We start from the raw sequence: 26,487 nt of genomic DNA on the forward strand, positions 1-26,487 counted from the left end.
ATCCGCATATTTTCATGCTCGGAAACTGGGTCCGCTATCCTTTGAATCATGCTTTCAGACAGGTCGTCCTCATGCAAACACCCCTGCAACCCCGCACACTCTGGGCCACATGGTCGGCTCAGTTACAGACCAGCCCGTTGGTAAGCCTGGGGTTCATTCTGGCGCTGGTCATCGTGTTGGGCCTGGGGGCGGCCAGTCTCTACAACGCCTTCTTCGGAACCAATCAAAGCAATCTGACCTACGCCCTGATCGGCGGTTCTGCTGGCTTCGGGGCCACGGCGCTGGGGGCGATCATGGCTGTCGCGTTTCGCAATATCAGCCAGCGTACTCAGGACATCATGCTCGGTTTCGCTGCCGGAATGATGCTGGCCGCCAGTTCCTTCTCACTGATCTTGCCGGGGCTGGCGGCAGCCCGCGAGATTACCGGCAATGGCCCGTTCGCTGCGGCCACCGTGGTTTCCGGCCTGGGCCTTGGGGTACTGTTGATGCTCGGCCTCGACCGTTTCACTCCCCACGAACACGAAAGCGTCGGCCGACAGGGGCCAGATTCCGACCGCATCAACCGGGTCTGGCTGTTCGTGCTGGCAATCACCCTGCACAACCTGCCGGAAGGCATGGCCATTGGCGTCAGCTTTGCCGGTGGCGACATGAATGTCGGCATGCCCCTGACCACCGCCATTGCGATCCAGGATATTCCCGAAGGATTGGCAATTGCCCTGGCGTTGCGGGCCACCGGTCTCTCGGCATTCAAGGCCATGCTGGTGGCAATCGGCTCAGGTCTGATGGAGCCCCTGGGCTCGCTGATCGGCCTGGGGATTTCCAGCGGTTTTGCGATTGCCTATCCGCTGAGCCTCGGCCTGGCGGCAGGTGCGATGATTTTCGTGGTGTCCCATGAAGTCATCCCGGAAACCCATCGCAATGGTCACCAGACCTCCGCCACGCTGGGCCTGATGCTGGGCTTCGGGGTGATGATGTTCCTCGATACCGCCCTGGGTTAAGCGTTGGCTTTCAGGGCCTGCAAGGACGATGCGGCATGGATGCCGACAGCAGCAGCCAGCTCCAGCACCCGCGCCTCATCACAGCCGTAGACCAGCACCGCCTGCAACTCGTCATCCAGCGGCTGGCTGAAATCCATAAGCACATAACCGCCCATCTCCTTGTTCATGCTGCTGAGCTGGATCTGGATACGATTGAGGGCGGTCAGGGCTTCGGTCTTCGCCAGTTGCTTTGGCTTGATGTTGAAAGGTACGTCCTTGCCGAACGACTGCACGATCTGCTCGAACAGATCCATGTAGGTATCCGCCTGGAACAGCACGGTTTCCGGCAGGCTACCGACTACCACCCACTCGCCCAGAGGGATGGGGAACGTATCGTCGTAGTTGATATCCGGATTGGCTGCCAGAAAGGCTTCGGGGTCCGCGTAAGCCTGAGCGGCTTCATCGGCGATGCCTGCGATCTCGTCTTCCCCCATGCAGCCCGAACTGATTTTGCTGATTAATTCAATGAGGGAGTCTTTCATGGGGCAGATCCTGATAGAGGCAAAAAACGAGGCGCGCAGGATAGCGGGAAACGCTGCACACCTCTATCGATTCAGGACCAGCGCACTCAAACCATCAGTTTGCTCAACTGAGCGGCAGTTTCCGTCGCTCCCATTGCCTGGGCTGCCGCGAGGGCGTTGACACCCTTGGCATCGCGGGCATGAGGGTTGGCCCCCTTGCCGATCAGGTAGTCGACGATTTCACTGCGATTGAACATCGCGGCCATCATCAAGGCTGTGCGACCGTCCGCCGAAGCGCCCTCCACGTCTGCGCCAGACTCGACCAGTATCTTGACGACCGCCAGATCGCCCTTGAACGCAGCACCGGCAATCGGGCTCTGGCCATTGTCATTACGGATCTGCGGATCGGCCTTGTGTTCGAGCAGCACCCGCACGGCTTCCTGCTGGCCGTAATAACTGGCGAGCATCAGCAGCGTATCGCCCTTGTGATTGCGAAGATTGACAGGCAGCCCTTTCTCCAGCAGCCGGCTCAACATCTGCGCATCGCCTTGCCGGGCGACTTCGAAGACCTGCTCGGCGAACTCGGCGGCTTCGTCATCGGTCATGGTTTTCGGGGCATTGGTGTTTGAATCGGTCATGGGTTTCTTCCTCAATGCCGCTATGGCGCTCGATACAGTGACCGCAAGTCTTGCCAGATGAGGGGGACAGGTCAAGCTATGCGTCCCATAGGAAAATATTCCCTCGCTCACACAGTGTTGTGACAACCAGCAAAATGCAGGATGCACGATGGCCATTCATGCAAATTGCACGACACATGAAAACCATCATATTCTCAAGACATTGATTTTAAATGATTTTTTTAAAATCAAACGCTGGCATGGACACTGCAACAGTACTCACAAGTTTGTTATCCCGTGAGCAATGGAGCCGCTAGACATGTCTTTCATTCAAGAAAAATTCGCTTCCGTATTCTCCAGCTACACCGTGACTACTCAGCCTCGACCTGACGGTGGTGTGCTCCTGACCCTGCGCGATAACGAAGGCAAACAGATCCGTCGTTCGATTTCCTACGCCCAACTGCACACGCCTGTTCAGCTTGAGTGGGTCATCAGCGCGATTCGCCGCGACTTGGCAGCCCAGGCCAGTGAATTGCCTGCAATCACGATGCTGCAGAGCCAGCACCGCTTCGACCTGCCGACTTATCACACTCGCTGATCAACTGATTAAACGCTTTACACGCTGCACCCTTCATCCAGCCGCTGACTGCAATCGGCGGCCACCTCCTCCCTTGTTATCCGCGAAAACATTCTTGTTCTCGCGGTTTTTTTTGCTCATTTGATCAGGCCTCGACACAGAGCCTCCCCTACCGCCTGAGCCCGATTGGCGACCCCCAACTTGCTGTAGATCATCTTGAAGTGATATTTGATCGTGGCTTCGGACACTTCACGGATCAAGGCGATTTCCCAGGCCGTCTTGCCATCCCGCGCCCACTGCAGGATTTCCAGCTCCTTGGCCGTCAGGCCATGAGAACGGAATCGGGTTCCCTTGCCGACCGTATGCAGCACAGGCACCAGACTGCTCAGCAAATATCGATCCTCGGTAGTCGTACCGCGCTGCATAGCGCTCAAGGTGCATATCGAAGTCACCCCGCTTACGCCTCGACAATGGCTGGAATAACCGTAGGACAGCGCTGGCAGCAATTGGCAGGCTTCGGCTGCCGCACTGTAGCAATCGGGGGCCTGATACTGTTTGAAGGCCTCGCGCCAATCGACAAATCCCAATGTATTGCGATAACAACGAATAACCGGATCCTCCGTCAGCAGGCGCTGGTTTCGATAGAGATCGGCCCAGATATCGTCGACATTGGAAGTGATGAGGGTCAGCAACAGCGAGCCCTTGAACTGATAGAACATTGCCCGCTCGCACCGGCACTCCTGCCTGAGCCACTGAAGTGCATTTTCGATAGCGACCTGACCATCGACCTCGGTAATGCTGCTGACCATCTGCTCTATCAATAAACCCATCGTTTTATTTACTGTCCTGGCACTGCACATCGCTGCCGCTCCCGTTGCGCCCCCTCTCTTATGTACAGTTGTTGTTTTTGATCAATCAGGGGGAATGACCGCCAGAACTTACACGAATAATTGCGTTTAAAAACGAGGGGTAAAACAAACAGGATTTATGCACAAACAGACAGGCACGGGCCTACCTGAAAGTAAGACGGGGATGACAGATCAGAAAAAGAATGAAGGTTGCAGGCCCGTCGGAGGCGGCTTGCTGGTGACTTCACGCTGTCGCCAGCAAGCTGCCTCCCACAGTCCGCTGACGAACTTGCAACCCTTGATGCAGACAGAGCCAATTCATTCGCGAAAAGCGATTGATGTCATTGCTCAGAATTTTTCGGGAGCAATCGCGGCAAAATCAGCCACGGATTCATGCCCCGGCAGCTCACCGCCCGCGCGCACCAGACCACATGTCGCCATGCCTGCCGCCCGTGCGGCATCGAGTTCTTCGACGATATCCGACAGAAACAGAATCTCTTCGGCCGGGCAGCCGATGGCGGCGGTAATGGTGCGATAGGATTGCTCCTCGCGCTTGGGGCCTGAAGTGGTGTCGAAATAGCCGCTGAACAGACCGGACAGATCGCCCGCCTGCGAACAACCGAAAATCAGTTGCTGAGCCTGGATCGAGCCCGAGGAATAAACATAAAGTTTATAACCCTCCCGATGCCAGCGCTGGAGTGCTTCGACGGCATCCAGGTAGACATGCCCCTTGAGTTGCCCGGCTTTATAACCCTGCTCCCAGACCATGCCCTGCAAGGCCTTGAGCGGTGTTGCCTTGCGGTCCTGGGCAATCCAGCCGAGAAGAATCCCGATAACCCGCTCGACATCGGCATCAGGTTCGTTGCTGTCCTGGCGCACGGCCTGCAACTGTGTCGCCACCGAGGGCTTTTCAGCGTTCTGGCGAACAAAATCGGGCAAATGCTTCGCGGCGAACGGGAACAGCACATCGAACACGAAACTCACTGCACTGGTGGTGCCTTCGATATCCGTGAGGATAACTTTGATGGACATCTGGGACGGGCTCCTGGATAAAAATGACAGATCGTCTGGCCTCGTCGCGGGCAAGCCCCCTCCCACATGGCATGTGTTTTCCTGTGGAAGGAGCCCTGGCCGCGACGGCGGTGTTCCAGACAACAGCGTTTGTTCGTGAAAAGAATCAGTCATCGAGCCGTGGAAAACGGCCGGCGATATCTTCTCCGGTGAAATTCGCTACCCAGCCTTCAGGGTTGTTGAACAGGCGAATGGCGACAAAATGCGGATTCTCGCCCATGTCGAACCAGTGGCGCGTTCCGGCGGGCACCGAGATCAGGTCGTTCTTTTCGCACAGTACGGCGTAGACGTAATCGTCGATATGCAGGGTGAACAGACCACGCCCGGCAACAAAGAAACGCACTTCGTCTTCGCCATGACGATGCTCTTCAAGAAACTTGGCGCGCAGTTCGGCCTTTTGCGGGTGGTCGCTGTTGAGGCTGACCACATCGACGGTGATATAGCCGCGCTCGGTCATCAGCTTGTCGATCTGGGTGCGATAGGCGCTGATCACTTCTTCCTGACTGGCTCCCGGGGTGATCGGTGCAGACGCCTGCCAGCGATCGAAAGCGACGCCGTGCTCGGCCAGGGTCGAAGCGATATCTTCCAGGTGGGTCAGAACCTTGTTGGGTACTTCAGGGCTGGAAACGTGGTAAACGGACAGGCAGCTCATGGCGTAATTCCTCGGCTGGAAACAGGCCTCCGGCTTTTACAGGCCGTTAAGGCTGGGTTTCCTGTTAACGGTTAAAGCTCAACGATTCAAGACCGCACGAGTTTTCAGTTCGCACTCGAACAGAAATTCGAAGGCTTCGATCTGACGCAGCGCATCGTTCATCTTCGCTCCCCAGGTATACAGGCCGTGCCCACGGATCAGGTAACCGGCACAGTCGGGGTGAGCGTCCAGCCAAGGCTGCACCTTTGAAGCCAGACGGGCAATATCCTGATCGTTATCGAAGATCGGCACCACCACCCGGGATTCATGAGTGACCACGCCGGCAAAGGCTTTCTGCAGCTCGTAATCCTCGAACACCAGATGATCGGCATCGGTCAGCCGCGACAGGACCGTGGCATTGACCGAATGGGTATGCAGCACGGCACCCACTTCAGGCTTGCAGCTGTAAAGCTGGGTATGCAGCAGGGTTTCGGCGGAAGGCTTCTTGCCGGGCTCCAGACTGTTGCCGGCCAGATCGGTCGCCAGAACATCGCCCATGCCCAATTGCCCCTTGTGCTTGCCGGATACCGTCAACAGTGCTTCGGTAGCGGACAGGCGTACGGAATAGTTGCTGCTGGTGGCTGGCGACCAGCCGCGTCCATACAGGAAGCGCCCGGCTTCGATGATTTCCAGGCTGAGTTGTTCGCGGGTCATGCCCCCTCCTCTTTCTTTGGTGTCGCAATCATGACGGCTGCCGCCAATGCCGCAAGGCTGGCGATGGCAAATGTCCAGAACGGCCCGAGCGCATTCCAGCTGTAACCGGAGTACAACGCTCCCAGCGCGCCGCCCACTCCGGACAAGGCGGCATACAACGCCTGCCCCTGACCTTGCTGGCGGGAACCGAAGCTACGTTGCACGAAATGGATGGCAGCCGCGTGAAAACTGCCGAAAGTCGCCGCATGCATGAGCTGGATAACCAGCAGCGCCAGCAGATGATCGGCAAAACTCCCCAGCAGCAACCAGCGCAGCGAAGCCAGCAGAAAACTCGCCATCAAGACCTGACGCACGGAAAAACGCTGCAGTATCCGGCTCATGCCCATGAACATCAGGACTTCAGCCACGACGCCGACGGCCCAGAGCATGCCGATCACACCGCGACTGTAACCCAACTGCTCCAGATGCAGGGTCAGGAAGGTGTAATACGGCCCATGACTGAGTTGCATCAAGGCGACACAGATATAGAAGACCAGCACGCTTGGACGAGTCAGTTGCCTGAGAAAGCCGCCCGCATCCAGGGGCTGTGCCGAAACCCGCGGCTGTGCATTGGGCACCCACCAGCTGCTGAGTGCGATACCGGCCATGATGATCAGCAACATCTGGGGAAACAGGTCCAGACTGAAACGCTCGAACACCTCCCCAAGCGCTACCACTGCCAGGATGAAACCGATCGACCCCCAGACCCGGATCTGGCTGTAGCGCGAAGGCTGGTCGTGCAGATGCGCCAGGGTAATGACTTCAAATTGCGGCAGGATGGCATGCCAGAAGAAGGAATACAGCACCATGACCATGGCCAGCCAGGCGTAGCTCTTGTCGACCAGAATCAACGAGAACGCCAGCAAGGTACAGATCGCCCCAAGGCGCACGATCAACAACCGCTGCCCCGTATGATCGCCCAGCCAGCCCCACAGATTGGGGGCGATGCAGCGGGTCAGCATCGGGATGGCGACCAGTTCGCCAATTCGCGCACTGGAAAACCCCAGATGATGGAAATACAGCGACAGAAAGGGCGCGGCCGAACCCAGCAAGGCAAAGTAGAAAATGTAGAAACCCGACAGCCGCCAATAAGGAAGCTGCCGGGCAGGCAGTGGCGCCACGTCACTCATCCGCGATCAATGACCGCAGCGGCACCGCTCATCAGAGTTGGCCCAATACAGGCGTATCGACGTTGACGTCGGCGTTTTGTCCGCGATGACGCAACAGATGATCCAGCAGGACGATAGCCATCATCGCTTCGGCGATAGGCGTGGCACGAATGCCGACGCAAGGGTCATGGCGGCCCTTGGTGATGAGCTCCACCGGATTGCCATCGATATCGATGGAACGGCCCGGCGTGGTGATGCTGGAAGTCGGCTTGAGCGCCAGATGCGTAATGATCGGCTGTCCGGAAGAAATGCCACCCAGAATGCCGCCCGCCTGATTGGACAGGAAGCCTTCGGGCGTCAGTTCGTCGCGATGTTCGGTACCGCGCTGGGCCACACAGTCGAAACCGGCACCGATTTCCACGCCCTTGACGGCATTGATGCTCATCAGCGCATGGGCCAGTTCGGCGTCCAGACGGTCGAAGATCGGTTCGCCCAGGCCCGGTTTCACGCCTTCGGCTACCACGGTGATTTTGGCACCGACCGAATCCTGGTCGCGACGCAGCTGGTCCATGTAGGCTTCCAGCTCCGGCACCTTGTCCGGGTCCGGGCAGAAAAAGGCGTTCTGCTCGACCGAATCCCAGGTCTTGAACGGAATCTGGATCGGGCCAAGCTGGCTCATGTAGCCACGAATGACGATGCCCTGGGTCGCCAGATACTTCTTGGCAATGGCACCGGCTGCCACGCGCATGGCGGTTTCACGCGCCGAACTGCGTCCGCCGCCGCGATAGTCGCGGATACCGTACTTGTGATGGTAGGTGTAGTCGGCATGGGCCGGACGAAACAGATCCTTGATCGCCGAGTAGTCCTTGGACTTCTGATCGGTATTGCGGATCAGCAGGCCGATGGACGCGCCTGTGGTCTTGCCTTCGAACACGCCGGAGAGGATTTCCACCTCGTCGGCTTCCTGACGCTGGGTCGTGTGGCGACTGGTACCGGGCTTGCGGCGGTCCAGATCACGCTGCAGGTCTTCCAGGGACAGCTCGAACCCCGGCGGGCAGCCGTCGACGATAGCGACCAACGCCGGACCATGGCTTTCGCCGGCGGTGGTGACAGTGAACAGCTTGCCGAAAGTGTTGCCGGACATGCGGGCGCTCCGAGAAATCAGCCAAAAAACCAGATCGAATCAATCAAGCGCGCCAGTATACGCAGGCTGAACGCGCAGTTCATCCTCGAACCTTATGCAACGGCGCGCGTCAAAGCGAAACCTGAACCAATGATGGCCTTACGATGCTACCTGGCATTCCCCCGATTCGCCCCCTGCACGCCCTGCGCATGCTGCTCCTGACCCTGTGCATGCTGGCCGGAGTAGCCAACGCCGCATCCCCCGCCATCGTGCAGCGCCCGATCAGCGTCGATACGAACAACGGAAAACTGTTCGGCACCCTTCTGCTGCCGCAATCCACCAAACCCGTGCCGGTGGTGCTGATCATTGCCGGTTCCGGTCCGACCGACCGCGACGGTAACAACCCCGAAGGCGGACGCAACGACAGCATGAAGCGACTGGCCGTGATCCTGGCCAAGAACAATATTGCCAGCGTGCGGTACGACAAGCGTGGCGTCGCGGCCAGCAAGGCCGCAACCCCGGATGAACGCGACCTGAGCGTCGAAGGCTATGTCGCCGATGTCCAGGCCTGGGCACAGAAACTCAAGGCCAACCCGCGTCTTGGCCCGTTGATTCTGCTGGGCCACAGCGAAGGTGCACTGGTCGCGTCGCTGGCGGCCGAAAAGGCAGGCGCCCGTGCCGTGATTTCCGTCGCGGGCACAGGTCGCCCTGTGGATCAGGTGCTGCGTGAGCAGTTTCGCGAGCGCCTGCCGCCAGAGCTTTTGCAACGCAGCAACCAGTTGCTTGACGAACTCAAGGCCGGCAAGACCGACGACAAGGTGCCCGCAGATCTGGAAGTCGTGTTCCGGCCCAGTGTGCAGCCTTATCTGATCTCGCTGTTCCGTCAGGACCCGGCCGCCGCTTTCGGCAAGTTGCAGATACCGGCGCTGATCATTCAGGGGCGCAACGATATCCAGGTCAGTGTCGATGATGCCCTGCTCCTGAAAAAAGCCCGGCCCGATGCAGAACTGGCCCTGATCGACGGAATGAATCACGTATTGCGCATCGTACCCGACGATCTGGAGAAGCAACTGCAATCCTACAGAACCCCGACCCTGCCCTTGGCGAGCGAGCTTTCAGCGCACATCCTGCGCTTTATCGGTGCGTTACCGGCAGGTTGAACGAAAGATTTGACGTCAACAAAACCACCTGCCCCTTCAGACCTGGGAAAACCTGCCGATAGGGGTGTGCTGGCATTGTGTTTGCTGCACAAGGCCATGGACAGGATCATTGTGAATGACTGATACAAATACCGTGACCGAAAAAGCCGAAGCCACCGAAAAGCCGGAAGCCGAGGCGCTGCCGCCCCAACCCTGGGAAGACGTGGTGCCCGAGAGCTTTCAGATGCTTCGCCTTTCACCGTTGCCGACCGACCGTGCAACCGGCGGACGACCGCTGCGCTTCGTGCAGTTCGGCCGTGCCGAGCGCCACAGCAAGGAACTGAGCCTGCTGCGCATCAATATCCAGTTGCCGGGTCAGCGGGTGCGCAGGGAACAGAACAATCTGGATATCTGGGTCGATCATCAGAAGCATATGGTGCGCTTCGGCCCGGAGTCGGGGTTGCAGATTGAACCCTGGAACCGTGGTCTTGGACGCTTTCTGATTGCCCACGCGGTTCACTGGGCGCAAAAGAAGTGGTCATCCTACAAGATCGAAGGCGTTCCGCTGGCAAGCAAGGACGGCCTGAACGAAGACACCCGCCTGCGCCGCGATCACTTCCTGCGCACCCTGGGCTTCGAAGTTATCTATGCCGATGCGCAGCATATGAAGGGCAGCATCAAGGATGTTCATGTCGGCAACCTGCACAGCACCTGGAACAATGACAAGGTGCAGATCATCGAAATCCTCGAAGCGTCGCAGATGCTGGAAAAGGCCGAGAAGAATCTGAATGAGCAGGAAGTCGTGATTCGTGCCCATGAAGACCGGGTGAGCAAGTACAAGCGCGAAGACAGCAGCCTGCGCTTTACCATCGCCTGTCTGGTGACGTTTGCAGTGTTTCAGGCGGGACTTCTGATCTGGATTGCGACCCACCGCTAGGTTTGAAGGCGGGGCGTAAAGCCCCGCCGATGCAGCTTTACATCCTCGAATCAAACAGCGCCTGATGTTCGCGGCACTGTTCGGCAGTCAGCATGAACACCCCATGCCCGCCGCGCTGGAAGTCCAGCCAGGCGAAATCCACTTCCGGATACAGCGCCTGGACATGCACCTGGCTGTTGCCCACTTCGACAATCAGCAAGCCTTTTTCGGTCAGGTGATCGGCCGCCTGGCTCAGCATGCGGCGCACCAGATTCAGACCGTCGCTGCCACAGGCCAGTGCCAGTTCCGGCTCATGCTGGTATTCATCGGGCATGTCGGCAAAATCTTCGGCATCGACATACGGCGGGTTGGACACGATCAGGTCGAAGCGCTGCCCCGGCAGACCGTCGAAACCATCGCCCTGCACGGTATAGACACGCTCTTCCATGCCATGCCGCTCGATATTCTGGTTGGCCACTTCAAGAGCATCGAACGACAGGTCGGCCAACACCACTTCGGCCTCAGGGAATTCGTCGGCACAGGCAATGCCAATGCAGCCGGAGCCGGTGCACAGGTCCAGAATGCGAGCAGGTTCGCTGGCCAGCCAGGGCGCAAAGCGGTCTTCGATCAACTCGGCAATCGGTGAACGTGGAATCAGCACGCGGTCGTCGACAATGAACGACATGCCACAGAACCAGGCTTCTCCCAGCAGATAGGGCGTCGGAACACGATCATCGATACGGCGCTTGATCAGGCGCTGCAACTCGGAGATTTCATCGACTTCCAGACGGCAATCCAGATAGCTGTCGGCAATTTCCCAGGGCAGGTGCAAGGCACCGAGCACCAGTTGCCGCGCTTCATCCCAGGCGTTGTCGGTGCCATGCCCGAAAAACACATCTTCCTCGTGAAAGCGGCTGACGGCCCAACGGATATGGTCACGCACGGTGCGCAAACGAGAAGTGATCATGGACAAGCTCCTGGGAAACGATCTGGCAGACCCGGAAGTGTCCATCATTAGCCGACCTTCATCAAGGCAAACCGCCATCCCGCGCTGCGACAAGATGCCCTGCAGCCCAACAAAACCGGGGCCTGCGATTGTTGAGATTCACAGAATCGCTCAGCCAGAGGAGAATGTCACAAAAGCCCCACTCGAAGGAGCCCTCTGGATGTCATCTTTAAAGACCATGTTTCAACTCAGCGGCCGTGTTCATGCACCGGCCAATCTGAGCAATGCCACGCTGATTATCATCGACGCCCAGAAAGAGTACCTCAGCGGTCCTCTGGCCCTGACCGGCATCCATGAAGCACTGGACAACATCGGCCAACTGGTGGCAAAAGCCCGCGCCGTGAAATGCCCCATCGTGCATGTGCGCCACCTCGGTACGGTGGGCGGCCTGTTCGATCCGCAAGGCGAGCGCGGCCAACTGGTCCCGGAACTGGTTCCCCAGGGCGACGAACATCTGGTCGAGAAACGCCTGCCCAACGCTTTCAACGGCACCGGCCTGCATGAACTGCTGCAGAGCCTGGGTCATCTGGACCTGATCATCTGCGGCTTCATGAGCCATTCGAGTATCAGCACCACCGTGCGTGCGACCAAGGATTATGGCTATCGCTGCACCCTGGTGGACGATGCCTGCGCCACCCGAAACCTGCCCGGCCCCAATGGCGACGTCAGCGCCCATGACGTACATCGCACGGAAATGGCGATCATGGCAGACAACTTCGCCACTCTGGCGTTGACCAAAGACCTGATCTGAACCACAGACGGCCTGCGTGGTTGTGTGAAGCGCCTCACATAACCGCCCATCCCTTTCATCGCCCCTCTCTCGCCGCAACGGGGAACAACACCCCGTCATCCGGGTCATAGCGCCGATAACCACTGAGGAAATCGGCATGAAAATATCCGACGGTTTCGATGCCCGCCGTTTGCGCCCCAGAGCACCGGGCAATTGGCGCATTCGCTTCGGCACTGCGATTTCCACCTTGCTGGTCACTCTGGGCGTGTTGCTGATAATGGCAGGCGCCTCCGGCCTGATCGGTCACCCTCAGGCACTGGGCGATCTGGATGCCACACCTGCCGGTGCTGCGGTAATTGCCGGCCTGGGGCTGGTGGTGCTGTATCTGGGCATCGGGTTATGGCGAGTCTGCCGCCGACGCCAGCGCCGGGCGAAAGGCTTGAGCCTGTCTGCGCACTTGATGAAAAAACACGACTGACGTGCCGCCCGGCAGGGTTAAACTGGCGTCCTTAGCGGAGGCCCCATGCAAGACGACGATTTTTCCCTGTTCAGAAACGAGACACGTGGCGTCAAGCCCCTCAAACACGAACACGCCGATGTCGGCAAACCCAGGACCGACCGCAAACTGCTGGCAAAACTGCGCCAGTCGGCCACGATACGTACCGATTCGGTCACGGTCGACGGACTGTCCGATCAATTCGTGATCGATGTCGGTCCGGAGGATTTATTGAACTGGGCTCGCGACGGGGTGCAGGAAGGCCAGATGCGCAAGCTCAAGCTGGGCCAGATCAGTTTTGCAGGCAGCCTGGACCTGCACGGCATGACTGTGGAAGTGGCCAGGGAAACCCTCTGGGAGTTTCTCGCCGAAGCCACGAAGCTGGAAATCCGTTGCGTGCGCGTCACTCACGGCAAGGCTGTGCGCCTCGATGGCAAGCGCCCGATGATCAAGAGCCACGTCAACACCTGGCTGCGTCAACACCCGCAAGTGCTGGGCTTCTGCTCATGCCAGGCAAAGCATGGCGGCGCGGGTGCGGTTTACGTCATGCTCAAGCGCACCATGATGGAAGGTCGCGACGAATAAGGGTTGCCGGGCAGCCCTGTCGCTGCCCGGAACCGGATCATCAACGAGGGCCGCCACCCGGGCCAAAGCCTGGACCACCCGGCCCACCGGGGCCGCCGCCCTGATGATGCCCGCCCCCACCGCCGCCATGGCCACCAGGGCCGGGCCAGAACGGCCAGCAGCCCGAAACCGAAGCCAGAACGACGATCACCGTCGCTATTTTTGCTACTCGACTCAACATCCGGATTTACTCTCTCAGAACGCAGGGATTGACTACTGCTGCTTCTGACAGCACACAACCGGGGAAGTGGGTAGCAATCGGGTAGCCAAAGCGTAAGAAAAACGTTACAAACAGACTTCACGTGCCGATTTGCGCAGCGGCCATACACCTGCCCGCACGTGTAAGTTATCATGTGCGACTTTGGCGAGGGCCGTGCCTTCGCGTTATCGAAACCCACACGGAAACACAGTCCTGTGACACTGGAACAGAATTACACCGACATATTGAGTCAGTTGGGCGAAGATGTTTCGCGCGAAGGTCTGCTGGACACACCCAAGCGCGCAGCCAAAGCCATGCAGTACCTGTGTCGCGGTTATGAACAGACTCTCGAAGAAGTGACCAACGGCGCGCTGTTCAGCTCCGATGCCAGTGAAATGGTGATGGTCAGGGACATCGAACTGTACTCGCTGTGCGAGCACCATCTGCTGCCGTTCATTGGCAAGGCGCATGTGGCCTACATTCCCAACGGCAAGGTCCTGGGCCTGTCGAAAGTGGCGCGTATCGTCGACATGTACGCTCGTCGCCTGCAGATCCAGGAAAACCTGAGCCGTCAGATCGCCTCGGCCATCCAGCAGGTTACCGGTGCCATGGGCGTTGCAGTGGTCATCGAAGCCCAGCACATGTGCATGATGATGCGCGGCGTGGAAAAACAGAACTCCTCGATGATCACCTCGGTGATGCTGGGCGAGTTCCGCGAAAACGCGGCCACCCGCAGCGAATTCCTCAGCCTTATCAAATAAGGTGCAGCCGTGCGCGCCACATGCTGGCGCGTACTTGCTACCCCCTGAATGCCTGCCGCGCAAGAGGTTTGACCGTGTTCATGAAAGCCCTCAGGGTTGGCCTTGGCCAGCTCATCATCGTCGCCGACTTCCTGACCCGTCCGGCCCGGAAAAAGCGCGATCCTCAGGCTCAGGCAGCTGTCGATCAGGCCGCCCGGGATCTGGCCCTCTATCAGTTCCATGCCTGTCCGTTCTGCGTGAAGACCCGCCGCACCCTGCGCCGCCTCAATGTTCCGGTCGCCCTGCGGGACGCGAAGAACAACGAGAACGATCGCCAGACACTGCTCAACGAAGGCGGCAAGATCAAGGTTCCCTGCCTGCGCATTCAGGAAGGCGACAAGACCACCTGGCTCTATGAATCCAAGGCCATCATCGGCTATCTGGATCAGCGTTTCAGTAACGTCTGAACCTGCTGGCTGCCCGAATCAGCGCGGGCAGCCTTCTTCGCGACACGCCACATACGCCTTCAACTCCTTGACCCGCACGCGGGTATGCCCGGCCAGACACTGCGACTGCAGCAAAGGCCAGATCGAGCCGGAATCCTCGGCCCTCCCCACCCGATACAGACAGTCGGCGTCCCGAAAGGCGATCCACTTGAGTTGCGCATCCTTGAGCGCCTGCTTCCTGACCGGATCTTTCAGCCAGCTCATCTGCGCCTTGTACTGACGGTTCAACTCCGTATCGAGCGCGGCCAGATCCTTGCTGGCGCACTGATTCATGCTGGCCTGATTGGCATTGCAATCCTGAGCCTGCGCCGAACAACCGATCCCCAGCGCCATGACGGCTGCCAGGGCGGCGATGGAAGATTTCACGAAACCCACTCCTCTCTTGCCCCCGGTCAATCCAGCATGCCCACGTAACCGGGCTGCTCCTTGACGCGCTCCAGCCATTGCCGGATGCCGGGGTACGGTGTCAGATCGAAACCGCCCTGATGGGCTACGTGAGTGTAGGCATACAGCGCAATATCGGCGATGGAGAAATGGTCGCCCACCAGGAACGGCGTACGCTTGAGTTGCTGCTCCATCACCGCCAGAGCGCGATAGCCGGATTTCTGCAGAGAGCGGTATTCCTGCAGACGCTCTTCAGGCAGGCCCAGATAGAACTGGATGAAACGCGCCACGGCAATTGCCGGCTCATGGCTGTACTGTTCGAAGAACTGCCATTGCAGCACTTGTGTGCGCAGCCGTGGCTCGGAGGGCAGATAGGCACTGCCATCGGCCAGGAAATTGAGAATCGCATTGGATTCCCACAGACAGGTGCCGTCACTGAGTTCAAGTACCGGAATCTTGCCGTTGGGGTTCTTTTCCAGAAACGCCGGGGTCTGGGTTTCGCCCTTGAGAATATCCACAGGCACCCATTGATACTCGCACCCCAACAGGCTGAGCATCAGTTTGATCTTGTAGCAGTTACCCGAGTTGTAATCGCCGTAAACCTTGTACATCGCTCTGTTCCCTCTGAAATTCCCGATACTGGATCAATCAGGCCGCTTGTTGCTGACAGGCCTGGCGGATGACGGCTGCCAGACGTTTCAGGCCCTCATCGAGACGCGCCGGGTCAATGTGGCTGAAGTTCAGGCGCAGACACCCGTGATTGGCGTCAGGGTCCGCAAAGAACGGCTCGCCCGGCATGAAGGTGACGTCCTGAGACAAGGCGGCATCCAGCAAGGTGCGGGTATCGATTTTCTGCTTGAGTGTCAGCCAGAAGAACAATCCACCCTGCGGGCTGTTCCAGTCGGCCAGGTCAGCAAAATGCTCCTGCAAGGCCGCCTCGAATGCATCGCGTCGCTGCCGATAGAAGCCGCGCAGCTCAGCCAGGTGCTCACGATAGTGTTCAGTGCCGATCCACTGCAAGGCCTGCCACTGGCCGATCCGGTTGGTGTGCAGATCGGCCGACTGCTTCAGGCGCAGCAGATGCGGGAACAGGTCCGGGCTGGCAATCAGGTAACCGACACGCAACCCCGGCAACAGGGTCTTGGAGACCGTGCCGGTATAGATCCAGCTGGCCTTCTTCAGGCGGGCAACGATCGGTTTCGCGTTGCCGCCGTCGAAAGTCAGTTCGCGATAGGGCTCGTCTTCGATCAGCGTCACGCCAAACTCATCGAGCAAGGCCGCGACCGCATCGCGGCTTGCTTCGCTGTAACGCACTGCCGAGGGATTCTGGAAGGTCGGAATCAGGTAGGCAAACGCAGGCTTGTGCTGCTCCAGGCGCTGACGCAGGGCAATCAGGTCCGGCCCTTCAGCCTGCAGGGGCACGGTCAGGCAATCGGCCCCGAACAGTTGGAAGATTTGCAATGCCGCCAGATAGGTCGGGGCCTCCAGCAGAATCTCGGTCCCCTTGTCAATATACAGCTTGGCAGCCAGATCCAGGGTCTGCTGCGAACCGCTGACCACCAATACCTGGCTGGCCTGGCAAGGAACACCCAGCGACCGCGCCTCGGCAGCCAGGGCCTCGCGCAACGCGGGCTCACCTTCGCTCATGCCGTATTGCCCCAGTGTCAGCGGCATATCGGCCCACTCCACTTTCGGCAGCATGCATTCGGCAGGCAAGCCGCCGGCAAAGGACATCACTTCAGGCCGTTGTGCGGCAGCCAGGATTTCGCGAATCAATGAACTTTTCAGGCGGGTAACACGTTCGGAGAAAGCCATGGCAACTACCTGTAGCCGAGTCAGAGGGAAATACGTCAAACTTGTTGACTCAAATTACGACGCCAAGCCCGGATACGTCAACATGCTTGACCTTAAAAATCCCGCCAATCAGCAAATTGCCATGGAAGCCTTCTTTTTCGGCTATCAGGCATTTACTGCCAAGGCCGATGAAATGCTGGCCCGACGCGGGCTCAGCCGTGTTCATCAACGCATCGTGTTTTTCATCGCCCGCTATCCCGAGCAGAGCGTGAAAGAACTGCTCACGGTCCTGGGCGTCAGCAAGCAGGCGCTCAATGTGCCGTTGCGCCAGTTGATCGCCATGGAGCTGGTACAGAGCACGACGCCCGACACCGACAAACGCAAACGCCTGCTGGTGCTCAGTGAAGAAGGGATCAGGTTCGAACAGGCGCTGCGCCACGAACAGGTGAAACTCTTGCAGCGGGTATTCGCCGAGGCGGGTCAGGCAGCGGTGGATGGCTGGCTGACCGTCAATCAGGCGCTGGGCCAGACCCTCCAGTCCAGTGCACGGCCCCGCGCAACCGATAGCTGAATACAAAAAAATAACGACACCGTACAAACCTGCCCGTTTAAGGAAAGCCCTGCATGAACGAGACCCTCAAGGCACCACTGCGCCCACTGGCAGACTCATCGCCTTCGGCCGTGGTCGCCGGTTTCATCGCGATGATGACCGGCTGTACCAGTTCGCTGGTGCTGATGCTCCAGGCCGGGCAGGCCGCAGGCCTCAGCAGTGGTCAGATGTCATCCTGGCTCTTGTCGATGTTCATCGGCATGGCGGTGTGCAGCATCGGTCTGTCGTTGCGCTATCGCACGCCCATCAGCGTGGCATGGTCAACACCCGGTGCCGCATTGCTGATCACCACGCTGGGCGGCGTGGCCTACCCGGAAGCCATCGGTGCGTTCATCACCTGCTCGATCCTGGTGATCATCTGCGGTATGACCGGCAGTTTCGAACGTCTGGTCAAACGCCTGCCCGCCTCTCTGGCTGCGGCACTGCTGGCCGGAATCCTGTTCAAGATCGGCAGCGACATCTTCATCGCCGTCCAGCATCGAACCAGCCTGGTTCTGGCCATGTTTTTCACCTACCTGCTGATCAAGCGGATCTCGCCGCGCTATTCGGTACTGGCCGCGCTGGTGGTGGGCATTGCCGCAGCCGGCATGCTGGGGCTGCTGAACTTCACGGACTTCACGCTGGAAGTGGCCACGCCGGTCTGGACGACGCCTTCGTTCTCGTTGGCAGCGACCATCAGCATCAGCATTCCGTTATTCGTGGTGGCGATGACGTCCCAGAACATGCCGGGCATTGCCGTACTGCGTGCCGATGGCTATCACACGCCCTCTTCACCGCTGATCACGGCAACGGGCATCACCTCGCTGCTGACGGCCCCTTTTGGCTGCCACGGGCTCAACCTCGCGGCGATCAGTGCCGCCATCTGCACCAGCCCCAATGCCCATGAAGACAAGAGCAAGCGCTATACGGCAGCGGTCTGGTGCGGGGTCTTCTATGGCGTCGCCGGAATCTTCGGCGCGACTCTGGCCGCGCTGTTCGCGGCCTTTCCCAAGGAACTGGTGCTGTCGATTGCCGCTCTGGCGCTGTTCGGCTCACTCATCAACGGCCTGACCGTGGCCATGAACGAACCCAGGGAGCGGGAAGCGGCACTCATCACCTTCATGGTCACCGCGTCAGGGCTGACCCTGTTTTCCATTGGCTCGGCACTCTGGGGGATCGTCGCCGGAGTCCTGACGCTGGTGATCCTCAATACGCGCAAGGGTGCATGAAATCAGAGCCTGAAATGCCCGACCATCCCCTTCAGCTCCACGCCCAGTGAAGCCAGTTCCAGACTGGAAGCTGCGTTGTCCTGCATGGCCAGAGCCGAGTGATCGGCACTGGCACGGATACTGGTCACACTGCGGTTGATCTCCTCGGCCACCGAGCTTTGCTGCTCGGCGGCCGCAGCGATCTGCTGGTTCATCTGCTGGATCATCGACACCGCTTCAGCAATGGCGCCCAGCGCGCTTTCGGTTTGCAACGCATCACTGACTGCCAGCTTTACCAGTTCACCGCTGCTCTGAATCTGCTCCACCGATGCCTGCGCACCACTCTGCAACCTGCCCACCAGACTTTCGATTTCCTGGGTGGATTGCTGCGTACGCTTGGCAAGGGCACGGACCTCATCGGCCACTACCGCGAAACCACGCCCCTGCTCGCCTGCCCGGGCCGCCTCGATAGCAGCATTGAGCGCCAGCAGGTTGGTCTGTTCGGCAACGCTTTTGATCACGTTCAGGATCTGGCCGATGTTCTGAATCTCGGCGCTCAGGTTCTGAATACTCTGGCTGGCAGACTGTGACGAGCCGGCCAGTTGCTCGATGCGCTGCATGCTCTGACGCACCACCGCCTGCCCACCGCCCACCTTTTCATCGGCAGTCTGTGCGGCCAGTGCCGCCTCTTCGGCATTGCGCGCCACATCATGGACAGTGGCGGTCATCTGGTTCATTGCCGTAGCGACCTGTTCGGTTTCTTCCTTCTGGCTGCTGACTTCCAGATTGGTCTGTTCAGTCACGGCCGACAAGGAGTGCGCCGAATTGGACAGTTGCTCGATGCCCGACTGCAAACCACTGACAATGCGGCTCAACCCCTCGCCCATCTGCTGCATGGCAAGCATCAGTTGACCGATTTCATCGCTGCGCCGGACCTGCACACTGCCACTCAGGTCGCCCGCGGCAATGCGTTGCGCCAGACCGATCACACTGCGCAGCGGGCCGACGATCAAGCGGGTAATCAGCCAGGAAACGATAACTCCCACCAGCAAGGCCACCACCGACGAAGCGACAATCTGCAGGGTATTGGCCGTGAGCTGACCCTGCATGGAGTGATCCTCGGCGCCAGCCACCTGATTGACAAGTTCGACCACTTGCCGGGCATTGGTCGCCAGTTGACTGGACACCTGGGCCTCTCTGGCCAACAACCCGGTGTATTCCCCGAGCTTGTCGGTGAAGCCGACAATATGCGTGCCGACTTCGGCCAACACCGTCAGATAACCTTCGTCCTTGACCTGTTCCTTGAGCTCGTCGGCCAGCACCCGGGCCTGGTCTGCCTGTTCGATGGTCCCGGTTTTCGCAGCATCGCCGGAGCCCGTCCTGCGGCTCTTGTCCAGACGGACACGGGCCTCGTCCATGGCCTGCTGCATCAACCTCGACACCTGGCTGACCTTGCCGGACTGCTCGACGAACTCCGCCCCTTGCTGACCCTGGGTATCCTTCAGCGTCCAGGTTCCATCATCGGCAAGCCCCGCCTGCAGCACTTCCAGATTGTTGGCTACGCTGGACACCGACCAACTGGCCATTTCCAGCGCCAGGTCCTTGCTTTGACTGATATCGACGAATTCATCGAAAGATTTGCGGTAGGCAGCCAGCGCCTGTTGCACCTGAGTCAGTCTCTCTGCGCTGGCGGGCGACTGCTCCTGCAGCGATTGCGCAAGGGTGTTCAGGTCATCGATTCTGGCGTGAACCTGCTCGACGACCTTGGGGTCGCTGTGCAGGGCATATTCCTGTTCGAGCAGACGTACACGGAGCAGTCCGCTGTTGAGGGAGGACATCTGCTTCAAGCCGTCGAAATGCAGGCTGATGCTTTTCAACGACCAGACACCAATGGCCGCCACCAGAGCCGTCAACAGCAATACAAGAGCAAAACCGAAGCCCAGCTTCTTCGCCATACCGAGATTGGCGAAGCGTCTTTGTATGGCCCAGATCATAGCGTTCAATCCCCGTCCGAATCATTCGCCTTGAATGATCCACTCACGAGGCCCATTCAATATCCATGCACATTCGCAACGGGTCGGATCGAGTGCAAGCCTGTGGCTCAGCAATAATGGCAAAAAGCTACGCAGACGTCGCTTTCAGAATGGTTGCCCGACCAACAGGCGGCTGACGGCTCCGCCTGCCAGGGGAAACGCGATGCAATGAAGGAGATTCGTGCTTCAGGAACGGGCAGCGGCGGATACCAGCAAGGTCCCGGCATCCGCGTCGAGAATCGCCTCGGTTCCCAGAGGCACGGCCTGATTGACATCGCCATGCCCCACCGGCAAACCGCCCAGAACCGGAATTCCCAAAGAGCCCAGTCGCTCCTGCAACACATGGGCCGGGCTGATCGAACCTGCTGCGTGGGCAGGCACACTGAAATCGCCCGCCGCAATCCCGGCCAGACGCTGCAGGATGCCGCAATTACCCAGGTGAGTCAGCAGACGATCGACGCGATAGGCCGCTTCGCCGACATCCTCGATCAGCAGGATGGCACCTGTCAGGTCGGGCATGTAAGGCGTGCCGATGCAGGTGCTGAGCATGCTCAGATTGCCACCGAGCAACAGCCCCCGAGCACGGCCCCGAGTGCGAACGCTGCCGGTCGCAGCGTCTGGATCTGCCTTTAGCAGCACGGGTTCGGTACTCATCAGCACGTGCCGCATGCTGTCGACGAACAGGCCGCCACGCTCCAGTTGCGTCGCCACCGGGCCGTGAATGGTCGCAAGACCCGCATGTGTCCATAACGCGCCGTGCAGGGCTGTGATGTCGGAAAAGCCCGTGACCAGTTTCGGGTCACGCCGAACGGATTCGTAATCCAGTTGCCCAAGAATGCGCTGGGTGCCGTAACCGCCACGGTTGCAGATCACTGCGCGGATCTGCGGATCGGCCAGCGCGCTGTTCAGGTCCGCGAGGCGCTCTTCGTCAGTGCCGGCATAAAAGGAATGTTTGCCCAATGCATGCGGATAAACCCGCGGCTTCAACCCCCAACCCTCCAGCACCTGCACCGCGGCCTCGATTTTGGAGGCAACCACAGGGCCGGCTGGCGACACCAGAGCAACAGCGTCACCTGCACGCAGCGCGCGGGGATAAAGGGTAGGCAGATTCGTGGCAGACATTGCGGCAATCCAGACTTTCAGTGAACCGGCAATGTAGAGCACTGATGCAGGTGACTCAAGTCGCAAACGCCTTTGGTAACGGCTGGCCAGAGGCATCATCCGGCTGGATGGAGCCGCATTCGCTACGTGACCGTTGCTTGCCTGAAAGCACATCAACAGCTTCAATCAGCCTTCTCACTCAAATCGAGGACCTGTCATGACCACACTTTCCAATCGCCAGTTTCTGCTCGCCAAACGACCTGTAGGCCAACCCGGCAGAGACAACTTCACGTATCAGGAAGTACCGGTCGCAGAAGTGGCAGACGGGCAGATTCTGGTGCGCAACCAGTACCTCTCTCTCGACCCGGCCATGCGTGGCTGGATGAACGAGGGCAAATCCTACATCCCGCCGGTCGAGCTGGGCCATGTGATGCGCGCCCTGGGCGTGGGTGAAGTGCTCGAATCGAAGAACCCGCAGTTCGCGGCAGGCGACTACGTACAAGGCTCGCTGGGCGTGCAGGATTATTTCGTCGGTGAGCCCAGAGGCTTCTACAAGGTCGATCCCAAGCTCGCCCCGCTGCCCCGCTACCTTTCCGCGCTGGGCATGACCGGCATGACCGCCTACTTCGCTCTGCTGGATGTCGGCGCACCGAAAAGCGGCGATACCGTGGTGATCTCCGGTGCCGCCGGTGCAGTGGGCAGCGTGGCCGGACAGATCGCCAAGCTCAAGGGTTGCCGCGTGATCGGCATCGCTGGCGGTCAGGAAAAATGCCGCTCGCTGACCGAGGAACTGGGTTTCGATGGCGTTATCGACTACAAGAGCGAAGACGTCCTGGCCGGCCTGAAACGCGAGTGCCCCAACGGCGTGGACGTGTATTTCGATAACGTCGGCGGCGATATCCTGGATGCCGTGCTCAGCCGTCTGGCACCGCGAGCCCGTGTCGTGATCTGCGGCGCCATCAGCCAGTACAACAACACCTCACCGATCAAGGGCCCGAGCAACTACCTGTCGCTGCTGGTCAACCGTGCGCGCATGGAAGGCTTTGTGGTGCTGGACTACGCCTCGCGCTTCGCCGAAGCCGGTCAGGAAATGGCGGGCTGGATTGCCGAAGGCAAGCTCAAGAGCCGCGAAGATGTGGTCGAAGGCCTGGAAACCTTCCCGGAAACCCTGCTCAAACTGTTCAGTGGCGAGAACTTTGGCAAGCTGGTGTTGAAGGTCTGATAGCGCGTTATCGCGAATGGGCGCAGATCGCCCATTCGTGAGCCTCGGATATCAGGCCAGTTCGGCAACCACAGCCGCCAGGGCCTGGGCCGGATCGGCAGCCTGGCTGATCGGACGGCCGATCACCAGATAGTCGGAACCGGCGTCCAGTGCCTGACGCGGTGTCAGGATGCGACGCTGATCGTCCTGCGCGCTGCCTGCCGGACGAATGCCAGGAGTGACCAGTTGCAGGGATGGATGAGCGGTCTTCAGCGCCTGGGCTTCCAGAGCCGAACATACCAGGCCGTCCATGCCGGCTTTTTCAGCCAGGGCTGCCAGACGCAGCACCTGAACCTGCGGGTCGATATCCAGGCCAATGCCCGCCAGATCTTCACGCTCCATGCTGGTCAGCACCGTCACGCCGATCAGCAACGGCTGAGGGCCGCTGCGTTTTTCAAGCACTTCACGGCATGCCGACATCATGCGCAGGCCGCCGGAGCAATGCACGTTCACCATCCAGACGCCCATTTCCGCTGCGGCCTTGACGGCCATGGCGGTGGTGTTGGGGATGTCGTGAAACTTGAGGTCCAGGAACACCTCGAAGCCCTTGTCGCGCAGGGTTTCGACGATATCCGAAGCACAACTGGTGAACAGCTCCTTGCCGACCTTCACCCGGCACAGTTTTGGATCGAGCTGGTCAGCCAGCCGCAAGGCGGCGTCACGGGTCGGAAAATCCAGGGCGACGATGACAGGAGTCTGGCAGGCGGACATGAGCGTGTTCTCAGGTAAGTCGAAATCGGCGCGCATTGTAGCCGAACCTGCTGGCGGACGGGACCCGGACTTTAAAAAAGCCAATACGCACTTGCAGCGTTCACCTTCGTGGCCCGACGCACCAAACCCGAGCCCGTGAAAGCACCTGAAATCCGGGCCGTTCTACAAACGACCCCGTTTGAAGCAATACGACGACGATTCATGCACTGGCACGGAGCCTGCAAACGGAAACGTGAAAAGAGCAAGCAAAAAGATATTTCAACGCTTTTCGAAGCATCAGGGAGAAACACATGAGTCAACAACTCAAGCCAACGCTGGGCACGCTGCACTTGTGGGGGATCGCGGTCGGGCTGGTGATTTCAGGCGAATACTTCGGCTGGAGTTACGGCTGGGGCGTAGCCGGAACCCTCGGTTTCCTGGTCACGGCCCTGATGGTCGCCATGATGTACACCTGCTTCATCTTCAGCTTCACCGAACTGACCACCGCCATTCCCCACGCGGGTGGTCCCTTTGCCTACAGTCGCCGCGCATTCGGCGAGAAAGGCGGCCTGATCGCCGGCATGGCGACATTGATCGAATTTGTCTTTGCACCACCGGCCATTGCCCTGGCAATCGGCGCCTACCTGAACGTGCAGTATCCGACCCTGGACCCCAAGCATGCGGCAGTCGGGGCCTATATTGTGTTCATGACCCTCAATATCCTGGGCGTGAAGCTGGCGGCAACCTTCGAGCTGGTGGTGTGCGTGCTGGCCGTGGCCGAACTGCTGGTGTTCATGGGTGTAGTGGCCCCCGCCTTCAGCTTCAGCAACTTCGCCCTGCATGGCTGGGCAGGTTCCAGCACCTTTGGCCCGGGTGCGATTGCCGGTATGTTCGCCGCGATTCCGTTCGCCATCTGGTTCTTCCTGGCCATCGAAGGTGCCGCCATGGCCGCCGAAGAAGCCAAGGACCCGAAACGTACGATTCCCAAGGCCTATGTCAGCGGCATTCTGACGCTGGTGATACTGGCCATCGGCGTAATGCTGTTTGCGGGTGGCGTTGGTGACTGGCGCACGCTGTCCAACATCAACGACCCGCTGCCACAAGCCATGAAGGCCGTGGTAGGCGATAACTCCGGCTGGCTGCACATGCTGGTCTGGATCGGCCTGTTCGGTCTGGTCGCCAGTTTCCACGGGATCATTCTGGGCTACTCGCGCCAGTTCTTTGCCCTGGCGCGCGCCGGTTACCTGCCTGCTTCACTGGCCAAACTCTCGCGCTTCCAGACCCCGCACCGCGCCATCATCGCCGGTGGACTGATCGGTATTGCGGCCATCTACAGTGACGGCCTGATCAATCTGAGCGGCATGACCCTGACCGCAGCCATGATCACCATGGCCGTATTCGGCGCAATCGTGATGTACATCATGAGCATGCTCAGCCTGTTCAAGCTGCGCAAGGCCGAACCTCTGCTGGAGCGCAGCTTCCGGGCACCGGGCTACCCGATCATCCCGGGCATCGCCCTGACCCTGGCCGTCGTATGCCTGCTGGCAATGGCCTGGTTCAACCCGCTGATCGGCTTCATCTTCCTCTGCTTCATGGCCGTGGGCTTCATCTACTTCAGCCTTACCGCCCAGTCGCGTGCCAACGCCCCTGCCGACGCCATGCTGACCGGCTCCTGAAACAAGAGGCCGCGTAAACCCTCACGGTTTCACGCGGCCTTGCCAGAGCGCATACACTTGAACCATTGAGCAGCCCCTTGCTCAAACCGGTATGACTACAAGGAGAGTGCTATGCCCTGGTATGCCTGGTTGATTCTGATCGTTGCAATCGGCTCCATCGTCGGCGGCCTGATGTTACTGCGCGACACAGCGCAAAAGCTGCCTCTGACCGAAGAGCAGCTCAAGCGTATTCATGAACGCAATGCCGAGATGGATGCCAAGGAAGCCAAGGATCGATGATCCCGGCTTGGTCTTACCTTCCGACCTTCTTGCTCACTGTATTGTCTGCAGGCGCAGCCGAGTAAGGAGGTACGGAAAGGACCTTGATGTGAAGAGGCTCGAAAATCTTCGCGAACTCCCCGTTGTCACGCAATTGCTGTAACAGTTGATCAAACTTCGTTGCACTGATGCTGCCGCCCGGTCGCAGCAGTGCATATTGCCGATAAAGCTGATCGATCCGGTCGGAAACCAGAAACTGCTCGGCCTCGCTGGGATTATGCGCCATGAAGTCCACCAGATAGGAACGCGTTACCGGCGCGATATCCACGCGTCCGCGTATCACCATCAATAAATTGCTGTCATGGGAATAGGTCGATGTGGAATTGAAGTTTTCGCTCAGATACTTCTGATCTGCATTGAAGTTGGCGAATCCATAGTGATAACCGCTGAACAGAGCCAGACGCTTGTCCGACAGATCATCGAAGTAACTCTGCTGACGCCCCTCGACCCGCCGGGCCACAAACACCTCGGCATCCTCCAGTCCCATGTCTACCTTGTCATAGGCGACATGTTTCCAGCCCCAGTCGGGGTTTTCAAAGATGGCGATATCGAAGCGGCCCTGGGCAAAGTCCCGGAAGCGGCGCTGCACGGAAGTCGGCACCACCACGAACTCATAGTCCCGCTGGCTGGCATTGAGGGCCTCGATGAGTTTGGGCAGAAGCCCGGTATCGTTGCCTCTTTCAGGGCGAATCATATAGGGCGGAAAATGCACGGCCGCCACTTGCACGATCTGGGCGGCCTGAACCTGCCAGCTCATCAACAGCGAGACGATCAGCATCGCTCCCTTGCACAACAACACATTGGTTATTACTGCGTGCGTCTTCATGAAAAGGCATCGGTCAAAAACGCC

General features: G+C 59.2%; 31 protein-coding genes and 1 pseudogene. 14 read left to right on the top strand and 18 right to left on the bottom strand.

Going from position 1 to position 26,487, the window contains the following annotated elements:
• Positions 1-71: 71 nt before the first annotated feature.
• Positions 72-998, top strand: coding sequence for a ZIP family metal transporter (locus JSY17_RS14175; RefSeq protein WP_117183549.1), 927 nt, complete (start codon positions 72-74; stop codon positions 996-998).
• On the opposite strand, the gene JSY17_RS14180 is transcribed toward JSY17_RS14175, so the two are convergent.
• The gene (locus tag JSY17_RS14180) at positions 995-1,519 is read right to left on the bottom strand and encodes a hypothetical protein (RefSeq protein WP_117183532.1); all 525 of its coding nucleotides are present in this window, start codon (positions 1,517-1,519) and stop codon (positions 995-997) included. The genes JSY17_RS14175 and JSY17_RS14180 overlap by 4 nt on opposite strands.
• 86 nt (positions 1,520-1,605) lie before the next feature.
• Positions 1,606-2,136, bottom strand: a complete 531-nt coding sequence (locus JSY17_RS14185; RefSeq protein WP_206402147.1) for an ankyrin repeat domain-containing protein — start codon at positions 2,134-2,136, stop codon at positions 1,606-1,608.
• A 298-nt stretch (positions 2,137-2,434) separates the two neighbouring features.
• On the opposite strand from JSY17_RS14185, the gene JSY17_RS14190 reads away from it, so the two are divergent.
• Positions 2,435-2,713, top strand: coding sequence for a DUF3509 domain-containing protein (locus JSY17_RS14190; protein ID WP_117167812.1), 279 nt, complete (start codon positions 2,435-2,437; stop codon positions 2,711-2,713).
• A gap of 116 nt (positions 2,714-2,829) precedes the next feature.
• On the opposite strand, the gene JSY17_RS14195 is transcribed toward JSY17_RS14190, so the two are convergent.
• The 6 genes from JSY17_RS14195 to aroC form a co-directional block, all read right to left on the bottom strand.
• The gene (locus JSY17_RS14195) at positions 2,830-3,552 is read right to left on the bottom strand and encodes a helix-turn-helix transcriptional regulator (RefSeq protein ID WP_117183530.1); all 723 of its coding nucleotides are present in this window, start codon (positions 3,550-3,552) and stop codon (positions 2,830-2,832) included.
• A 336-nt stretch (positions 3,553-3,888) separates the two neighbouring features.
• Complete coding sequence (mtnC, locus tag JSY17_RS14200) at positions 3,889-4,572, bottom strand: acireductone synthase (protein ID WP_122370979.1); 684 nt, start codon at positions 4,570-4,572, stop codon at positions 3,889-3,891.
• A 145-nt stretch (positions 4,573-4,717) separates the two neighbouring features.
• On the bottom strand, positions 4,718-5,263 hold the full coding sequence (locus JSY17_RS14205; protein WP_117167815.1) for a 1,2-dihydroxy-3-keto-5-methylthiopentene dioxygenase: 546 nt from the start codon (positions 5,261-5,263) through the stop codon (positions 4,718-4,720).
• 78 nt (positions 5,264-5,341) lie between these two features.
• Entirely contained in the window at positions 5,342-5,956 is a 615-nt protein-coding gene (locus JSY17_RS14210) for a methylthioribulose 1-phosphate dehydratase (protein WP_206402148.1), read from the bottom strand.
• A complete protein-coding gene (locus tag JSY17_RS14215) occupies positions 5,953-7,125 on the bottom strand; it encodes an MFS transporter (RefSeq protein ID WP_117186274.1) in 1,173 nt (390 codons plus the stop codon). Before JSY17_RS14215 ends, JSY17_RS14210 begins: the two co-directional genes overlap by 4 nt.
• Before the next feature lie 31 nt (positions 7,126-7,156).
• Entirely contained in the window at positions 7,157-8,248 is a 1,092-nt protein-coding gene (gene aroC / locus JSY17_RS14220; protein WP_206402150.1) for a chorismate synthase, read from the bottom strand.
• A gap of 143 nt (positions 8,249-8,391) precedes the next feature.
• Between aroC and JSY17_RS14225 the strand changes: the two genes are divergently transcribed.
• Positions 8,392-9,387, top strand: coding sequence for an alpha/beta hydrolase (locus JSY17_RS14225; protein WP_206402152.1), 996 nt, complete (start codon positions 8,392-8,394; stop codon positions 9,385-9,387).
• Positions 9,388-9,502: 115 nt separating this feature from the next.
• On the top strand, positions 9,503-10,303 hold the full coding sequence (locus tag JSY17_RS14230) for a hypothetical protein (RefSeq protein ID WP_117167820.1): 801 nt from the start codon (positions 9,503-9,505) through the stop codon (positions 10,301-10,303).
• 37 nt (positions 10,304-10,340) lie between these two features.
• Here JSY17_RS14230 and prmB read toward each other — a convergent pair whose 3' ends face one another.
• Positions 10,341-11,249 carry a 50S ribosomal protein L3 N(5)-glutamine methyltransferase gene (gene prmB, locus JSY17_RS14235; protein WP_117183524.1) on the bottom strand — a complete coding sequence of 303 codons (909 nt, stop codon included), beginning with the start codon at positions 11,247-11,249 and terminating at the stop codon, positions 10,341-10,343.
• A gap of 199 nt (positions 11,250-11,448) precedes the next feature.
• Here prmB and JSY17_RS14240 point away from each other — a divergent pair, with 199 nt between their 5' ends.
• From JSY17_RS14240 to JSY17_RS14250, 3 genes are all read left to right on the top strand, one after another.
• Complete coding sequence (locus JSY17_RS14240; protein ID WP_025259360.1) at positions 11,449-12,039, top strand: cysteine hydrolase family protein; 591 nt, start codon at positions 11,449-11,451, stop codon at positions 12,037-12,039.
• A gap of 136 nt (positions 12,040-12,175) precedes the next feature.
• A complete protein-coding gene (locus JSY17_RS14245; protein WP_117186270.1) occupies positions 12,176-12,496 on the top strand; it encodes a hypothetical protein in 321 nt (106 codons plus the stop codon).
• A 45-nt stretch (positions 12,497-12,541) separates the two neighbouring features.
• Positions 12,542-13,099 carry a Smr/MutS family protein gene (locus JSY17_RS14250; protein WP_206402154.1) on the top strand — a complete coding sequence of 186 codons (558 nt, stop codon included), beginning with the start codon at positions 12,542-12,544 and terminating at the stop codon, positions 13,097-13,099.
• 40 nt (positions 13,100-13,139) lie between these two features.
• Here JSY17_RS14250 and JSY17_RS14255 read toward each other — a convergent pair whose 3' ends face one another.
• On the bottom strand, positions 13,140-13,319 hold the full coding sequence (locus tag JSY17_RS14255; RefSeq protein WP_117186269.1) for a hypothetical protein: 180 nt from the start codon (positions 13,317-13,319) through the stop codon (positions 13,140-13,142).
• A 233-nt stretch (positions 13,320-13,552) separates the two neighbouring features.
• On the opposite strand from JSY17_RS14255, the gene folE reads away from it, so the two are divergent.
• Together folE and JSY17_RS14265 are read left to right on the top strand one after the other, a co-directional pair.
• Positions 13,553-14,098 (top strand): GTP cyclohydrolase I FolE, encoded by a 546-nt coding sequence (gene folE, locus JSY17_RS14260; RefSeq protein WP_122371517.1) that lies wholly within the window; start codon positions 13,553-13,555, stop codon positions 14,096-14,098.
• Positions 14,099-14,172: 74 nt separating this feature from the next.
• Complete coding sequence (locus tag JSY17_RS14265) at positions 14,173-14,544, top strand: glutaredoxin (RefSeq protein ID WP_183133991.1); 372 nt, start codon at positions 14,173-14,175, stop codon at positions 14,542-14,544.
• An 18-nt stretch (positions 14,545-14,562) separates the two neighbouring features.
• On the opposite strand, the gene JSY17_RS14270 is transcribed toward JSY17_RS14265, so the two are convergent.
• Genes JSY17_RS14270 through JSY17_RS14280 form a run of 3 tightly spaced genes read right to left on the bottom strand, consistent with a single transcriptional unit; the run spans position 14,563 to position 16,782 of the window.
• Complete coding sequence (locus JSY17_RS14270; RefSeq protein ID WP_232849465.1) at positions 14,563-14,916, bottom strand: lysozyme inhibitor LprI family protein; 354 nt, start codon at positions 14,914-14,916, stop codon at positions 14,563-14,565.
• Positions 14,917-14,975: 59 nt separating this feature from the next.
• Positions 14,976-15,578: a glutathione S-transferase family protein gene (locus JSY17_RS14275; protein ID WP_117183070.1), complete on the bottom strand. Its 603-nt coding sequence runs from the start codon at positions 15,576-15,578 to the stop codon at positions 14,976-14,978.
• 37 nt (positions 15,579-15,615) lie between these two features.
• Positions 15,616-16,782, bottom strand: coding sequence for an aminotransferase-like domain-containing protein (locus tag JSY17_RS14280; protein ID WP_206402158.1), 1,167 nt, complete (start codon positions 16,780-16,782; stop codon positions 15,616-15,618).
• Between the two features lie 82 nt (positions 16,783-16,864).
• Here JSY17_RS14280 and JSY17_RS14285 point away from each other — a divergent pair, with 82 nt between their 5' ends.
• Positions 16,865-17,332, top strand: a complete 468-nt coding sequence (locus JSY17_RS14285) for a MarR family winged helix-turn-helix transcriptional regulator (protein ID WP_117183068.1) — start codon at positions 16,865-16,867, stop codon at positions 17,330-17,332.
• Positions 17,333-17,385: 53 nt separating this feature from the next.
• A complete protein-coding gene (locus JSY17_RS14290; protein WP_201013164.1) occupies positions 17,386-18,579 on the top strand; it encodes a benzoate/H(+) symporter BenE family transporter in 1,194 nt (397 codons plus the stop codon).
• A 2-nt stretch (positions 18,580-18,581) separates the two neighbouring features.
• Here JSY17_RS14290 and JSY17_RS26040 read toward each other — a convergent pair whose 3' ends face one another.
• The 3 genes and pseudogenes from JSY17_RS26040 to JSY17_RS14300 form a co-directional block, all read right to left on the bottom strand.
• Complete coding sequence (locus tag JSY17_RS26040) at positions 18,582-19,463, bottom strand: methyl-accepting chemotaxis protein (RefSeq protein ID WP_404823345.1); 882 nt, start codon at positions 19,461-19,463, stop codon at positions 18,582-18,584.
• A pseudogene (locus JSY17_RS26045) lies at positions 19,440-20,552 on the bottom strand (HAMP domain-containing protein); the annotation flags it as partial. The pseudogene JSY17_RS26045 and the gene JSY17_RS26040, both read right to left, overlap by 24 nt.
• Positions 20,553-20,777: 225 nt before the next feature.
• Positions 20,778-21,713 (bottom strand): S66 peptidase family protein, encoded by a 936-nt coding sequence (locus JSY17_RS14300; protein ID WP_206402161.1) that lies wholly within the window; start codon positions 21,711-21,713, stop codon positions 20,778-20,780.
• A 196-nt stretch (positions 21,714-21,909) separates the two neighbouring features.
• On the opposite strand from JSY17_RS14300, the gene JSY17_RS14305 reads away from it, so the two are divergent.
• A complete protein-coding gene (locus tag JSY17_RS14305; protein ID WP_117183065.1) occupies positions 21,910-22,914 on the top strand; it encodes an NADP-dependent oxidoreductase in 1,005 nt (334 codons plus the stop codon).
• 51 nt (positions 22,915-22,965) lie between these two features.
• Here JSY17_RS14305 and pyrF read toward each other — a convergent pair whose 3' ends face one another.
• Positions 22,966-23,664: an orotidine-5'-phosphate decarboxylase gene (gene pyrF, locus JSY17_RS14310; RefSeq protein WP_162880560.1), complete on the bottom strand. Its 699-nt coding sequence runs from the start codon at positions 23,662-23,664 to the stop codon at positions 22,966-22,968.
• A 290-nt stretch (positions 23,665-23,954) separates the two neighbouring features.
• Between pyrF and eat the strand changes: the two genes are divergently transcribed.
• Positions 23,955-25,319 carry an ethanolamine permease gene (eat, locus tag JSY17_RS14315; RefSeq protein WP_206402163.1) on the top strand — a complete coding sequence of 455 codons (1,365 nt, stop codon included), beginning with the start codon at positions 23,955-23,957 and terminating at the stop codon, positions 25,317-25,319.
• 111 nt (positions 25,320-25,430) lie between these two features.
• Positions 25,431-25,598: a DUF2897 family protein gene (locus JSY17_RS14320; RefSeq protein WP_038399776.1), complete on the top strand. Its 168-nt coding sequence runs from the start codon at positions 25,431-25,433 to the stop codon at positions 25,596-25,598.
• A gap of 13 nt (positions 25,599-25,611) precedes the next feature.
• On the opposite strand, the gene JSY17_RS14325 is transcribed toward JSY17_RS14320, so the two are convergent.
• Positions 25,612-26,463, bottom strand: a complete 852-nt coding sequence (locus tag JSY17_RS14325) for a substrate-binding periplasmic protein (protein WP_122371522.1) — start codon at positions 26,461-26,463, stop codon at positions 25,612-25,614.
• Positions 26,464-26,487 lie beyond the last annotated feature (24 nt).

Origin of the sequence: Pseudomonas capsici, from assembly GCF_017165765.1 — a bacterium.
Taxonomy (GTDB): Bacteria; Pseudomonadota; Gammaproteobacteria; order Pseudomonadales; family Pseudomonadaceae; genus Aquipseudomonas; species Aquipseudomonas capsici.

What these genes read in the sequence shown, in the direction of transcription:
- JSY17_RS14175 (WP_117183549.1), top strand. Translation starts at nt 72, where the DNA reads ATGCAAACACCCCTGCAACCCCGCACACTCTGGGCCACATGGTCGGCT.
- JSY17_RS14180 (WP_117183532.1), bottom strand. Translation starts at nt 1,519, where the DNA reads ATGAAAGACTCCCTCATTGAATTAATCAGCAAAATCAGTTCGGGCTGC.
- JSY17_RS14185 (WP_206402147.1), bottom strand. Translation starts at nt 2,136, where the DNA reads ATGACCGATTCAAACACCAATGCCCCGAAAACCATGACCGATGACGAA.
- JSY17_RS14190 (WP_117167812.1), top strand. Translation starts at nt 2,435, where the DNA reads ATGTCTTTCATTCAAGAAAAATTCGCTTCCGTATTCTCCAGCTACACC.
- JSY17_RS14195 (WP_117183530.1), bottom strand. Translation starts at nt 3,552, where the DNA reads ATGTGCAGTGCCAGGACAGTAAATAAAACGATGGGTTTATTGATAGAG.
- mtnC (WP_122370979.1), bottom strand. Translation starts at nt 4,572, where the DNA reads ATGTCCATCAAAGTTATCCTCACGGATATCGAAGGCACCACCAGTGCA.
- JSY17_RS14205 (WP_117167815.1), bottom strand. Translation starts at nt 5,263, where the DNA reads ATGAGCTGCCTGTCCGTTTACCACGTTTCCAGCCCTGAAGTACCCAAC.
- JSY17_RS14210 (WP_206402148.1), bottom strand. Translation starts at nt 5,956, where the DNA reads ATGACCCGCGAACAACTCAGCCTGGAAATCATCGAAGCCGGGCGCTTC.
- JSY17_RS14215 (WP_117186274.1), bottom strand. Translation starts at nt 7,125, where the DNA reads ATGAGTGACGTGGCGCCACTGCCTGCCCGGCAGCTTCCTTATTGGCGG.
- aroC (WP_206402150.1), bottom strand. Translation starts at nt 8,248, where the DNA reads ATGTCCGGCAACACTTTCGGCAAGCTGTTCACTGTCACCACCGCCGGC.
- JSY17_RS14225 (WP_206402152.1), top strand. Translation starts at nt 8,392, where the DNA reads ATGCTACCTGGCATTCCCCCGATTCGCCCCCTGCACGCCCTGCGCATG.
- JSY17_RS14230 (WP_117167820.1), top strand. Translation starts at nt 9,503, where the DNA reads ATGACTGATACAAATACCGTGACCGAAAAAGCCGAAGCCACCGAAAAG.
- prmB (WP_117183524.1), bottom strand. Translation starts at nt 11,249, where the DNA reads ATGATCACTTCTCGTTTGCGCACCGTGCGTGACCATATCCGTTGGGCC.
- JSY17_RS14240 (WP_025259360.1), top strand. Translation starts at nt 11,449, where the DNA reads ATGTCATCTTTAAAGACCATGTTTCAACTCAGCGGCCGTGTTCATGCA.
- JSY17_RS14245 (WP_117186270.1), top strand. Translation starts at nt 12,176, where the DNA reads ATGAAAATATCCGACGGTTTCGATGCCCGCCGTTTGCGCCCCAGAGCA.
- JSY17_RS14250 (WP_206402154.1), top strand. Translation starts at nt 12,542, where the DNA reads ATGCAAGACGACGATTTTTCCCTGTTCAGAAACGAGACACGTGGCGTC.
- JSY17_RS14255 (WP_117186269.1), bottom strand. Translation starts at nt 13,319, where the DNA reads ATGTTGAGTCGAGTAGCAAAAATAGCGACGGTGATCGTCGTTCTGGCT.
- JSY17_RS14270 (WP_232849465.1), bottom strand. Translation starts at nt 14,916, where the DNA reads ATGGCGCTGGGGATCGGTTGTTCGGCGCAGGCTCAGGATTGCAATGCC.
- JSY17_RS14275 (WP_117183070.1), bottom strand. Translation starts at nt 15,578, where the DNA reads ATGTACAAGGTTTACGGCGATTACAACTCGGGTAACTGCTACAAGATC.
- JSY17_RS14280 (WP_206402158.1), bottom strand. Translation starts at nt 16,782, where the DNA reads ATGGCTTTCTCCGAACGTGTTACCCGCCTGAAAAGTTCATTGATTCGC.
- JSY17_RS14285 (WP_117183068.1), top strand. Translation starts at nt 16,865, where the DNA reads ATGCTTGACCTTAAAAATCCCGCCAATCAGCAAATTGCCATGGAAGCC.
- JSY17_RS14290 (WP_201013164.1), top strand. Translation starts at nt 17,386, where the DNA reads ATGAACGAGACCCTCAAGGCACCACTGCGCCCACTGGCAGACTCATCG.
- JSY17_RS26040 (WP_404823345.1), bottom strand. Translation starts at nt 19,463, where the DNA reads ATGCTTGCCATGCAGCAGATGGGCGAGGGGTTGAGCCGCATTGTCAGT.
- JSY17_RS14300 (WP_206402161.1), bottom strand. Translation starts at nt 21,713, where the DNA reads ATGTCTGCCACGAATCTGCCTACCCTTTATCCCCGCGCGCTGCGTGCA.
- JSY17_RS14305 (WP_117183065.1), top strand. Translation starts at nt 21,910, where the DNA reads ATGACCACACTTTCCAATCGCCAGTTTCTGCTCGCCAAACGACCTGTA.
- pyrF (WP_162880560.1), bottom strand. Translation starts at nt 23,664, where the DNA reads ATGTCCGCCTGCCAGACTCCTGTCATCGTCGCCCTGGATTTTCCGACC.
- eat (WP_206402163.1), top strand. Translation starts at nt 23,955, where the DNA reads ATGAGTCAACAACTCAAGCCAACGCTGGGCACGCTGCACTTGTGGGGG.
- JSY17_RS14320 (WP_038399776.1), top strand. Translation starts at nt 25,431, where the DNA reads ATGCCCTGGTATGCCTGGTTGATTCTGATCGTTGCAATCGGCTCCATC.
- JSY17_RS14325 (WP_122371522.1), bottom strand. Translation starts at nt 26,463, where the DNA reads ATGAAGACGCACGCAGTAATAACCAATGTGTTGTTGTGCAAGGGAGCG.